Raw genomic sequence first — 11502 nt, 5'->3', positions numbered from 1 at the left:
CGCGCCGACTCGGCGGGGATGGCGGTCAGGACGCGCCGACTCGGCGGGATGCTACTGCGCGTCGCGCTCCTGAGCGGCCAGGGCGCGGGCGACCTCGTCGCGTCCCTCGCGGACGTACCGCTTGGCGGCGGGGGCAGCGGGGGAGGTCTCGAGCCACGTGTCGGCCTTGGCGAGCAGCTCGGGGGAGGCGGCCGGCTTCGGGAAGATGTGCTCGAGCACCACCGAGGCGCGGTGGGTGCCGAGGTGGTCCCAGAGAGTGTCGGCGGCCTCGAAGTAACGGTCGACGAACGGCGCCAGCGCCTCGTCCTGACCGCCGCGCTGGAACGAGAACACGATCGAGCGAGCGGTCTCGTTGGCGACGTCGGTGCGGACGACCACCGAGTCCCAGGCGGCCTCCTTGGCCTCGGCAGAGGGCTGGGCGGCGCGGGCCGCGGCGGCCTTCTCCTTGCCGGAGATGGTGTTGTCGCGTCCGAGCTCGGCGTCGATCTCGGCCTCGCCGAAGGTGCCCGAGGCGGCGAGCCCGGTCACGAGCGCCCAGCGCAGGTCCTGGTCGATGTCGAGACCGTCGTAGGTCACCTCGCCGGCGAGCAGCGCCTGAAGATCGGCGATCGCGGCCTCGGAGCGGGCCGCGGAGGCGTACGTCCGGGCAAAGGTCAGCTGGTGGTCGCTGCTGGGGGCGGCAGCCTCCAGCAGAGCCTTGAGCCCGGACTCCCAGCGTGCCTTGAGCGCGTCGCGGTTGGCCGGGGCCGAGAAGGACCCGACCGCCTGGGCGGCGAAGACCGGGATCCGGGTGACACCCCAGGAGTCGGTCTCCTGGCCGATGTTGGCGAGCACGAGCTCGACGAAGTCGCTCGCACGCATCTCCGCATCTCGGGTCATGTCCCAGGCCGCGCCCCAGATCAGCGCGCGTGAGAGCGAGTCGTCCAGCGCGGAGAGGCTCTCGAGCGCGGTGGCGAGCGAGCGCTCGTCGAGCCGGATCTTGGCGTACGTCAGGTCGCCCTCGTTGAGCAGCAGCAGGTCGGGCTGCTTGACGCCGGCCAGCTTGGCAACGTCGGTCAGCTCGCCGGTGACGTCGATCTCGAACGCGTCGCGACGGACGAGTGCACCATCAACGAGGTCGTAGAGGCCGAGGCCGATGCGGTGACGACGGAGCGTCGGATAGTCGGCGGCCGCCGACTGGCGCACGGCGAACGAGGCGTACGTCCCGTCCTCGGCGAGCGTGAACTCGGGCGCGAGGGTGTTGACGCCGGAGGTCTGCAGCCACTCCTGGGCCCAGCCCTGGAGCTCGCGGCCGGAGGCGGCCTCGAGGTGGCGCAGCAGGTCCTTGAACTCGGAGTTCCCGAAGGCGAACTCCTTGAAGTAGGCCTTCAGCCCCTCCAGGAACGGCTCCAGGCCCACCCACGCGACGAGCTGCTTGAGGACCGAGGCGCCCTTGGCGTACGTGATCATGTCGAAGTTGACCTCGACGGCCTGCAGGTCGTAGTTGTCCGCGGCGATCGGGTGCGTGGTGGGCAGCTGGTCCTGGCGGTAGCCGGTCTGCTTGCGCGCGTTGGTGAAGCCGGTCCAGGCGTCGGTGAACTCGGTCGCGTTGGCCTGGGCGTGGTAGCAGGCCCACTCGGCGAAGGACTCGTTGAGCCACAGGTCGTCCCACCACCTCATGGTGACCAGGTCGCCGAACCACATGTGCGCCATCTCGTGCAGGATCACCGAGGCGCGGAAGTCGTAGAACGAGCGCGGCTGCTTGGAACGCGGGAGGTACTCGTCGCGCAGCGTGATGGCACCGGCGTTCTCCATCGCGCCCATGTTGTATTCCGGCACGTAGAGCTGGTCGTACTTCCCGAAGGGGTAGGGGAAGTCGAAGGCGTCCTCGAAGAACTCGAAGCCCTGCTTGGTGATCTTCACGACCTCGTCGCGGTCGAGGTAGGGCACCAGCGACTGGCGGCAGTAGTGGCCCAGCGGGATCGTGCCGAACTTGCCCTCGTAGACGTCTTGGACCTCGTGGTACTCACCGGCGATCAGCGCGGTGATGTAGGTCGACATCTTCTTGGTGGGCTCGAAGTCCCAGGTCGCGCGCGCGTCGTCGAGCGCCTTCGGCTCGGGGGAGGGGGAGTTGGAGACGACCTTCCAGCTCTCGGGCGCGGTGACGTGGAAGGTGAAGACGGACTTGAGGTCGGGCTGCTCGAAGGTGGTGTAGACGCGGCGCGCGTCGGGGACCTCGAACTGGGAGTAGAGGTAGACGCGGTCGTCGGCCGGGTCGACGAAGCGGTGCAGCCCCTCGCCGGTGTGGGAGTAGGTGCAGTCGGCCTTGACCACCAGCACGTTCTCGGCGGCGAGGTCGTCGAGCTGGATCCGGGAGTCCGCGTACGCCACCGCGGGGTCGAGCGAGACCCCGTTGAGCGTGATCTCGTGGACCGTCGCGTCGACCAGGTCAGCGAAGGTCGAGGCGCCGGGCTCGGCGGAGGTGAACGTGATCGTCGTCGTCGAACCGAAGGTCTCAGAACCCGTGGTGAGGTCGAGATCGATGTCGTACGAGAGGACGTCGAGTATCGCGGCCCTAGCGGTGGCTTCGGCACGCGTCAGATTGGTTCCAGGCATGTCTGGATCCTCTCATTCTGCCCGGATTTCGAGACATTTATGGCCCGCTTGTTGCCCGTTCTTGGGAGTCGCTGAGCGTGAAAAGTAAAAATACACTGTTGTAATTCCGACACACCGGTATCAATGATTGACAACTTTCCCTAAAGTGCACACGTGCCCCTTACGTCACAGGAACATCAGTATTCACAGGAGTCGCGCCGGGTGGGGAAGCCCGGCGGGGCGCTGCGTCGGACCTTGGTTGCCGGCGCGGTTCTGCTGCTCGTCGGGCTCGGTGTACAGGTCATCCCCAAGTTGGCCTCACCGGCGCACGCGGGCACGATCACGCTCTGCTCAGGCTTCTCGGACTGCCGCAGCAAGGGCTACTCCACCGCTGGCTATGAGAACGCCTGGGGCAGCATGTACTGGCGCATGTACGCCGGTCGCAACTGCACCAACTACGCCGCGTACCGGATGATCCAGACCGGTCTGCCGAACGCCCGCCCCTGGTCGGGCGAGGGCAACGCGACCAACTGGGGCGTTGCGCTGAGCAGGCTGACGAACCGTACGCCGACCGTCGGCTCGATCGCCTGGTGGCACTCCTCGCACCCGAGCGCGAGCCGGTTCGGCCACGTCGCGTACGTCGAGCGGGTCTCGTCCAGCTCGGTCACGATCTCGGAGTCCAACTACGGCAGCGACCTCAGCTGGCGCAAGATCACCAAGGGCTCCTCGAACTACCCGACCGGGTTCATCCACTTCAACGACCAGCGGCTCTCGGTCACCAAGCGGCCGACGGTCGAGGGGACGGCCCAGGTCGGCAAGTCGGTCACGGTCAACACCGGCTCGTGGAGCCCGAACCCGAACAAGATCCGCTACCAGTGGATCGTCAACAAGAAGCCCATCCCGGGCGCGACCAACAAGACCTTCCGCATCCCCGCACGGCTGGCGGGCAAGCAGATCGCGGCCGTCCTCACCGGCACGCGCCGGGACTACCGCGACGCCAAGACGATGAGCGAGATCCTGCCGCCGATCAAGCAGGGAACTCTCTCGGTGCGCAAGCAGCCGAGGATCACCGGCGCGCAGAAGGTGGGCTCGACGATCGCTCTCGGCGGCGCGTACTACTCGCCCGGGGCTCGGATCGGCGAGATCCGGTGGTACGCGGACAAGAAGCTGATCGCGCGCGGCAAGTCCCGCTTCCTGAAGGTGCCCGCAGCGGCCTCCGGGAAGAGGATCGGAGCCGTCCTGGTCGGGGTGAAGACGGGCTACCGGCCGAAGCAGTCCTACGCCTTCGCGAGCTCCCTGGTCGGCGGTGGACAGGCGCCGAAGCCTCCCAAGCCTCCCGAGACCCCCGACGGTCTGGAACAGACCGAGGCCGGTTTCGTCAAGGGTGGAACTCGCCTCGGTGGCCTGATGCAGGTCGACCCGGGCAGCTTCAGTCAGCAGGTGGACCTCTCCTACCAGTGGACGCGTGAGGACACGCCGATCTCCGGGGCGACGACCGAGAAGTACTACCCCACCGAGGCCGACGTGGGTCACCGGCTCAGCGTCACGGTGGTCGCCAAGTCCCGCACCGGAGGGACCCTGACCAAGACGTACGGCCCCAGCGGCCGGGTGCGCGTCAAGCCGTCCGTCCGGGTGATCGCGAACGGTGGGTCGAAGCAGGCCGACGTCGTCGTCAAGGTCACCGCGCCGGGCTACGTCCCGACCGGTTCGGTGAAGATCACCACCGACGGCGGACGTACGGTCACCAAGACACTCAGCAGAGGGGCTGCCGGCGTCACCTTCGTCAAGCTCCCGCCGGGCGAGTACGCGGTCAAGGCCTCCTACTGGGGTGACGAGGTCGCCTACTGGGCGAGCGGGGGTGACTTCACCACCGTCGACTGAAGCCCGGAACAGATCCGTGGGCCGGAACAGATCCGTGGCGGGAGTGGTTCAGTGTTGATATGACACAGACCACTCCCGCTGCGCCGTCCGAGAGCACTGCCGAGCAGGCTGCCAAGAAGACCGAGGCCGACTTCTGGTTCGACCCCGCCTGTCCCTTCGCCTGGATCACCTCGCGCTGGATCCTCGAGGTCGAGAAGGTGCGCGACGTCGAGGTGACGTGGCGCATCATGAGCCTGGCGTACCTCAACCAGGACAAGGACATCCCGGACGACTACCGGGAGATGCTGAAGACCGCGTGGGGTCCGGTGCGGGTCTGCATGGCCGTGCAGAACGAGTACGGCCAGACTCAGCTCGCCGAGCTCTACACCGCTCTCGGCACCCGCCGCCACGTCGAGGGTCGCGACTTCGACCGGGCCATGATCGAGGAGGCGCTGACCTCGGTCGGGCTGCCCGCCGAGCTCGCCGACGCGATGGACGACTCCTCGTTCGACGAGGCCATCGCGAAGTCGCACCACGAGGGCATGGACCAGGTCGGCAACGACGTCGGCACCCCGACGATCGCGATGAACGGCTCGGCCTTCTTCGGCCCGGTCATCTCCAAGGCGCCCAAGGGTGAGGAGGCCGGCAAGCTCTGGGACGGGTTCCAGCTGATCACCGCCTACCCCTACGTCTACGAGCTCAAGCGCGCCCGGGTCCACGACCTCGACTTCAGCTGAATCTCGACACGCGGTCACGTCCTCGCAGGCTCAGACGTGCGCTCGCTCGATCTCGTCTCCGTCTCGTCTCCGTCTCGTCTCCGTCTCGTCTCCGCTCGTGCCTCGCGGTGACGAGGTCGCTTGATTATGACGGTGACGCCGCCGCGAAGCAGTCGTACGTTGGCGGGGTGACTATTACAGACGACGCAGGAATCCTCTCGCGGGCGCTGGACCAGACCGGCGACCTGCTCGACCGGGTGCGGCCCGAGACCGCTTCGCGGCCGACGCCGTGCGAGGAGTGGGACGTGGCGGCTCTGGCCGACCACGTGATTCAGGACGGGGCCAACTTCGTCACGATGCTCCAGGGCGGGGAGCCCGACTGGGGCGCGCCGACACCGCACGTCGAGGAGGGGTGGGGGCCGGTGTTCAAGGTCGGTGCCGACGACGTGCTTCATACGCTCGCGCAGGGACCCGGCGGGGACGGCTGGGAGGGTGGAGCGGTGGTGCCGGTCGGCATGCTCGTCGCCGAGTACGCAGTGCACTCCTGGGATCTCGCGCAGGCTCTCGACGTGCCCTCCTCCGAGCTCGATCCCGAGCTGGCCGAGGTCGGGCTCGGCTTCATGCAGGCGACCCTGAAGCCGGAGATGCGCGCCGGTGCCTTCGGCGCCGAGGTGGTGGCGCCGGAAGGCGCCGGGGCGTACGAGCGGCTGGCTGCTTTCGCCGGCCGGAAGGTCGCCTGAGATCATGGTCGTGTGGTTGATCAGATGGGAGTGTTCGCGCTGCAGCGCGCACTGACACAGGCAGCAGACCTTCTCGACTCCGTCACGGCGGAGGATCTGGCACGGCCGACGCCGTGCCCCGACTGGGACCTGCGCAAGCTGGCCAACCACATGATCGCCCAGCCCCGCGTCTTCGTGACCATGCTGCAGGGATCGCCTCCGGGATGGGCCGGGCGCGAGGACTACGCGATCAACCTGGGCGAGGAGCTGCGTACGCGGGGCAACGCGCTGATCAACCTGTGGCGCGAGGTCGGCGCCGACGACATGGTGATGGTCGACCCCGACTGGCAGTCGGCCGAGATCGCGGTGCACACCTGGGACCTGTGTGCCGCGCTCGGACGCCCTAGCGATGGCCTGGACGAGGCCGTCGCCCAGCGGGCGGTCGTCTCGATGGACCGCATCCTCGGGCCGGAGCGCAAGGGCCGTGCGTTCGCGAACGCGGTCGCCGCGCCGGAGGGTTCGGGTGCTTATGAGCACCTGGCTGCGTACGCGGGTCGGCCGGTGCCGTTCAGCGGCAGCGCTCGATGAACGGCTCTCGATAACCCCGCCTCAGTGGCCACAGAAGTCTCAAACGACACACCGAACACATGCGTTTGCGGCATGTCGGGCCGTTGACTCCGCAAAATCAGAGGTATGGCCCGTTTCCCCCGCGTCATCACCGTGACCCTGACCGCTGTTGTCCTTGGCGCGTCCATGCTTGTCCCCGCCATCGGATCATCGATCGATCCGGCGGTAGCCGGGAGCAGCTTCCTGACCAGGTCGGCCGCTGCCGACGACGATGGCCAGGTGATCAAGCTGCCGCGTCTCGAGGACGGCATCGCCACGCGCGACGTGAAGCTGGCCTCGAGGCTGACCGAGCGCTCGGCCGGCGCGGCCTCGACCGAGAAGCTGGGTACGACGACGTTCTCGATGGTCGGTGTCTCCTGGACCGGCGAGGAGACTCCCCAGGTCGAGGTGCGGGTGCGCAAGTCCGACGAGTGGCGCAAGTGGCAGGTGATGCCCCTGCAGGAGGACCTGCCCGACGGCGCCGAGTCGCTCGTCGCCGCGCGAGGCAAGGCCAAGCGCCGGGGCACCCAGCCGGTGTGGACCGGCCGTGCCAGCGGCGTACAGGTCCGGGTCAAGGGGGCCCAGCCGAAGGATCTGCTGCTGACCCTGATCAACACCGGGCCGCAGGAAGACGTCAAGGAGCCCGAGGAGCAGGCGGCTGACGACGACCTGGGCTACGGAGCCAGCGGCCGCACCGCGCGGAAGAAGCCGCGGTGGGCGCCGCAGCCGGCGATCTTCTCCCGGAAGCAGTGGGGAGCCAACAACTCCTGGCGCAACGGCCGCCCGGAGTTCAACTCCTCGCTCAAGCAGGTCCACATCCACCACACCGCCACGAGCAACAACTACGCCAGGGGCGACGTACCGGGGATCATCCGCGGCATCTACAGCTATCACACCAGGTCACTGGGGTGGTTCGACATCGCGTACAACTTCCTCATCGACAAGTACGGCCGTGCCTGGGAGGGCCGCTCCGGCGGCGTCAACCGGCTCGTCAAGGGCGCGCACACGCTGGGCTTCAACCACCAGTCGATGGGCATCGCCCTGATCGGGAGCTTCGAGAACGTACGCCCCTCCGACGACGCGCTCATCAAGACCGAGCGGATGGCGGCCTGGAAGCTCGACATGGCCGGGCGTGACGAACGCGGCAAGCTGGTCACGATCTCCAAGGGCAGCGACCGGTTCCCCCCGGGCCGTCGTGTGCGGGTCTGGGTCATCGACGGTCACTTCCACACCAACGAGACCTCCTGCCCCGGCGCCCAGCTCGCCAAGTGGCTGCCGTGGATCCGGAAGTACGCCTACAAGCGGGACCAGATGTTCAACGGCTGATCCGGGTTGCGCGTGGCGAATGCTGGTGTCGATCAGAAGCCGGTGGCGCCCCGTCCCTAGGATGGGGGCATGAGCAAAGTTCTGTCCGCAGTCGCCTGGCCGTACGCGAACGGCCCGCGCCATATCGGCCATGTCGCCGGTTTCGGTGTGCCCTCCGACGTCTTCAGTCGGTACATGCGGATGGCCGGCCACGACGTGCTCATGGTCTCCGGCTCCGACGAGCACGGCACCCCGATCCTGATCGCCGCCGACGAGGCGGGCGTGACGCCCCAGGAGCTCGTCGACAAGAACCACCGGATCATCGTCGAGGACCTGGTCTCTCTCGGCCTGACGTACGACCTCTACACCCGCACCACCTCGGCCAACCACCACTCGGTGGTGCAGGAGCTGTTCCTCGGTGTGTGGAACAACGGCTACTTCGTCGAGAAGACCACGAAGGGCGCGATCTCCCCGTCGACCGGGCGGACCCTGCCCGACCGCTACATCGAGGGTGAGTGCCCGATCTGTCACGCGCCGGGCGCCCGCGGCGACCAGTGCGACAACTGTGGCAACCAGCTCGACCCCGACCAGCTGATCAACCCGGTCTCCAAGATCAACGGTGAGACGCCGGAGTTCATCGAGACCCAGCACATGTTCCTCGATCTCCCGGCCCTGGCCGACGCGCTGAGCGAGTGGCTGGCCGAGCGCGAGCGCACCGGTCTGTGGCGGCCCAACGTGATCGGCTTCTCGCGCAACATCCTCAACGAGATCCGCCCGCGGGCGATGACCCGCGACATCGACTGGGGGATCGCGGTGCCTCTGGACGAGTGGCGCGAGAACCCGACGAAGAAGCTGTACGTCTGGTTCGACGCGGTCATCGGCTATCTGTCCGCGTCGATCGAGTGGGCGCGGCGATCAGGGGATCCCGAGGCCTGGCGGCAGTGGTGGAACCCGCCCGGGACGCTCGAGGGAGCCACCGCGACCGAGCTCGCTGCGGCCGAGCCGCTGGCCTACTACTTCATGGGCAAGGACAACATCACCTTCCACTCCCAGATCTGGCCGGCCGAGCTGCTCGCCTACAACGGTCGCGGGTCGAAGGGCGGTCAGCCGGGGGCGTACGGCACCCTCAACCTGCCCACCGAGGTCGTCTCCAGCGAATACCTGACGATGGAGGGCAAGAAGTTCTCCTCCTCGAAGAAGATCGTGATCTACGTACGCGACCTGCTCTCGCGCTACCAGCCCGACGCGTTCCGCTACTTCGTGGCCGCCGCCGGCCCGGAGTCGAACGACTCCGACTTCACCTGGGCGGAGTTCGTGCGGCGTACGAACGACGAGCTCGTCGCCGGCTGGGGCAACCTGGTCAACCGCACCGCCACCCTGATCGCCAAGAACTTCGGTGAGCTGCCGCCCGCTGGGCCCTTGACGGAAGCGGACCAGGCGATCCTGGACACCGTCGGTGCTGCCTTCGGCACTGTCGGCGACCTGATCGGCCGCCACCGCCAGAAGCAGGCGATCGGCGAGGCGATGCGGGCCGTCGGCGAGGTCAACAAGTACGTCACCGACCTGGAACCGTGGAAGCTCGCCAAGGCCACCGAGGACCGAGAGCGTCTCGGCACCGTGCTGCACGTGATGGCACAGTGCGTCGCCGACCTCAACCTCATCCTGTCCCCGTTCCTGCCGTTCTCCGCCAACGAGATCGACAAGGCACTCGGCGGCAAGGGTGAGGTCGCCCCGATGCCCCGCATCGAGGAGACCGAGGACCTCGACAACGGCAGGCCCTACCCGATCATCACCGGCGACTACTCCGGCGCGCCCTCGTGGGAGCGCCACCCGATCCTCGTCGGCACCCCGGTCGCCAAGCCCACCCCGGTCTTCCGCAAGCTCGACCCGGCCGTGATCGACGAGGAGCTCGACCGGCTGGGCATCAAGCCGCAGGAGTGAGCCTTCCCGCCTGATGTCCACGTTGCCCACTCGGTGCCGGGTGGCGACGGGACGTCGGGCGGGATGGTGTCATCGAGGCCCGTGCAGGTCGCCCGCGGCCCAGTCGCCACCTCAGTCGCCACCTCCGCCGCCGTCCCCTCCGCCGTCCCCGAAGGTGCCGTCGCTGAAGCCTCCGTAGAAGCGGGACTCGACGCCGTCGTGGGCAGCGACGATGGCATCGCGAACGGCGCCCGCGGCCCAGTCGGCTCGGGCGATCCGCTGGGCACGCTTCTTCACGGCTCGTGGTGGCACCGACGGGGAGACGAAGAGCCGATGGGCCTGGTTGACGGCCGAGAGCAGGGCGATCAGGGTGCCGGTGCGCTGATCGGGAAGGTCGTCGTGGAGGAGCACGGAAGAGATCTGGTCGCGTAGCGGCTGCTTGGATCGTGAGTCGGCGACGGGCCAGACCGTCCTGGTGGAGAGGAACGCCCTGCGCCGCTCTCTTCGGAGCACGCCGCGCCCGGCCAGCACGCCTGCGAAGTAGTCGAACCTCTCGTGCCCGATCCGGCCGACCAGGGCGCGTGGGGTCCTCGGCCGTTCCCTGATGATCGTGATCGCCTGTTGCAGGCAGTAGTCCTCGGGCACGCCCACGGCCACCGGACGCACCTTGGGCGAGAGGAAGAATGCCTTCCTGCGTACGTCGATCGCACCGACGAGCGCGAGCTCGGTCAGCAGCGCGCCGCCGAGCAGGATGTCCCGCTTCGACATGTCGCGAAGTCCCTTGACGGGCTGTCCGGTGACGTCGTCCAGGGTCAGCAGCACGAGGTCTTCGGCGATCGTCACGACGCGACCGTAATGTGCGCTCGGCGGTCCCGACACCGAATTGCCCGGATCAGCACCGGCCGCATCCTCTGGCGCGGTTCGGACGGGGCATGATCAGTCGCCTCCGCCACCATCTCCGCCTCCACCGCCATCTCCAACGCCTCCGTCGCTGCCCCAGTCGTACCCACCACGTCGGCCACGACCGGCCAGGAACACACCCCGCACGGCGGCCGCGGCCCAATGGGCGCGGGCGATGTGGTCCGCGCGAGCCTTGACGTGCTGCGGGGTCGCGCCGGGTGAGGCGAAGATCCGGTGGGCCTGGTCGACGGCGGCTAGGTGAGCGATCAGAGCGGCTGTGCGCTGGCTCGGATGATCTCCGTGGACCAGGGTGGCGGCGAGATGGCGGCGTACGTCCTGCTTGTAGGCGGTATCAACCGTCGGCCAGACGGTCCGGGTGACGAGGAGACGCCGCCGCTGCTCCCGACCGAGCAGACCCTGGTGCCGGAGACGCTCGAGTAGATGGCCGGACATCGCGATGCCGCAGCTCCTGACCAGGGCGGGCGGACGCGCCTTCCCGCCCGCGAGCTCCAAGGCGCGCCGGAGACACGGATCCTGGGGCAGTCGGACGCCCGTCGGATGCACCTCCACCATGCGCGAGACCGGGTCGAGGTGAAGCCTGACCGCGCCGGCCAGCGCGAGCTCGGACAGGAGAGCTCCGCCCGCCAGCAGATCGAGCGTCCACGTGTCGATCCCGCCGAAGGGTCGTCCGGTGCGGTCGTCCAGGGTAAGCAGGACCAGGTCTTCGGCGATGAGCATGACGCCTCACTCGGTCCGACCGATGGCGGCGGCGTAGCGGGTCGCGAGGATCGCGAGGTGGTCGCGGAGCTCCGGGGGTGACTCCACGGTGAAGTCGAGGCCGAGCATGCCGATCCAGACCGCGACGACCTCGAGGCTGTCGCCGCCGGTGACCAGGACGCTGC

General features: G+C 68.2%; 9 protein-coding genes. 6 read left to right on the top strand and 3 right to left on the bottom strand.

Translation table 11 applies throughout. The annotated features are described in order from the left end of the window. Positions 1–51: 51 nt before the first annotated feature. Entirely contained in the window at positions 52–2595 is a 2544-nt protein-coding gene (gene pepN, locus ACRDPS_RS05360; protein WP_431500595.1) for an aminopeptidase N, read from the bottom strand. Positions 2596–2748: 153 nt separating this feature from the next. Between pepN and ACRDPS_RS05355 the strand changes: the two genes are divergently transcribed. The 6 genes from ACRDPS_RS05355 to metG all read left to right on the top strand — a co-directional run bounded on the left by ACRDPS_RS05355 (position 2749) and on the right by metG (position 9721). Beyond that, a complete protein-coding gene (locus tag ACRDPS_RS05355) occupies positions 2749–4455 on the top strand; it encodes a CHAP domain-containing protein (RefSeq protein WP_431500594.1) in 1707 nt (568 codons plus the stop codon). 59 nt (positions 4456–4514) lie between these two features. Next, positions 4515–5171: a DsbA family protein gene (locus ACRDPS_RS05350; RefSeq protein ID WP_431500593.1), complete on the top strand. Its 657-nt coding sequence runs from the start codon at positions 4515–4517 to the stop codon at positions 5169–5171. Positions 5172–5338: 167 nt separating this feature from the next. Then, positions 5339–5890 carry a TIGR03086 family metal-binding protein gene (locus tag ACRDPS_RS05345; RefSeq protein ID WP_431500592.1) on the top strand — a complete coding sequence of 184 codons (552 nt, stop codon included), beginning with the start codon at positions 5339–5341 and terminating at the stop codon, positions 5888–5890. A gap of 24 nt (positions 5891–5914) precedes the next feature. Further along, positions 5915–6457 carry a maleylpyruvate isomerase family mycothiol-dependent enzyme gene (locus tag ACRDPS_RS05340; RefSeq protein ID WP_431500591.1) on the top strand — a complete coding sequence of 181 codons (543 nt, stop codon included), beginning with the start codon at positions 5915–5917 and terminating at the stop codon, positions 6455–6457. Positions 6458–6562: 105 nt separating this feature from the next. Then, positions 6563–7801: a peptidoglycan recognition protein family protein gene (locus ACRDPS_RS05335; protein ID WP_431500590.1), complete on the top strand. Its 1239-nt coding sequence runs from the start codon at positions 6563–6565 to the stop codon at positions 7799–7801. Positions 7802–7870: 69 nt separating this feature from the next. Further along, positions 7871–9721 carry a methionine--tRNA ligase gene (gene metG, locus ACRDPS_RS05330; protein WP_431500589.1) on the top strand — a complete coding sequence of 617 codons (1851 nt, stop codon included), beginning with the start codon at positions 7871–7873 and terminating at the stop codon, positions 9719–9721. A gap of 111 nt (positions 9722–9832) precedes the next feature. On the opposite strand, the gene ACRDPS_RS05325 is transcribed toward metG, so the two are convergent. Beyond that, the gene (locus ACRDPS_RS05325) at positions 9833–10543 is read right to left on the bottom strand and encodes a GOLPH3/VPS74 family protein (RefSeq protein WP_431500588.1); all 711 of its coding nucleotides are present in this window, start codon (positions 10541–10543) and stop codon (positions 9833–9835) included. 93 nt (positions 10544–10636) lie between these two features. Beyond that, positions 10637–11338, bottom strand: coding sequence for a GOLPH3/VPS74 family protein (locus tag ACRDPS_RS05320; protein WP_431500587.1), 702 nt, complete (start codon positions 11336–11338; stop codon positions 10637–10639). Positions 11339–11502: the final 164 nt, after the last annotated feature.

The sequence above is a fragment of the Nocardioides sp. genome (assembly GCF_050699375.1).
GTDB lineage: Bacteria > Actinomycetota > Actinomycetes > Propionibacteriales > Nocardioidaceae > Nocardioides.
Note: the sequence above shows the minus strand (reverse complement) of the source record. Positions and strands in the feature narration are given on the sequence as shown.

Coding starts and splice junctions, on each gene's coding strand:
- ACRDPS_RS05335 (WP_431500590.1), top strand. CDS start 6,563: ATGGCCCGTTTCCCCCGCGTCATCACCGTGACCCTGACCGCTGTTGTC.
- ACRDPS_RS05340 (WP_431500591.1), top strand. CDS start 5,915: ATGGGAGTGTTCGCGCTGCAGCGCGCACTGACACAGGCAGCAGACCTT.
- metG (WP_431500589.1), top strand. CDS start 7,871: ATGAGCAAAGTTCTGTCCGCAGTCGCCTGGCCGTACGCGAACGGCCCG.
- pepN (WP_431500595.1), bottom strand. CDS start 2,595: ATGCCTGGAACCAATCTGACGCGTGCCGAAGCCACCGCTAGGGCCGCG.
- ACRDPS_RS05320 (WP_431500587.1), bottom strand. CDS start 11,338: ATGCTCATCGCCGAAGACCTGGTCCTGCTTACCCTGGACGACCGCACC.
- ACRDPS_RS05350 (WP_431500593.1), top strand. CDS start 4,515: ATGACACAGACCACTCCCGCTGCGCCGTCCGAGAGCACTGCCGAGCAG.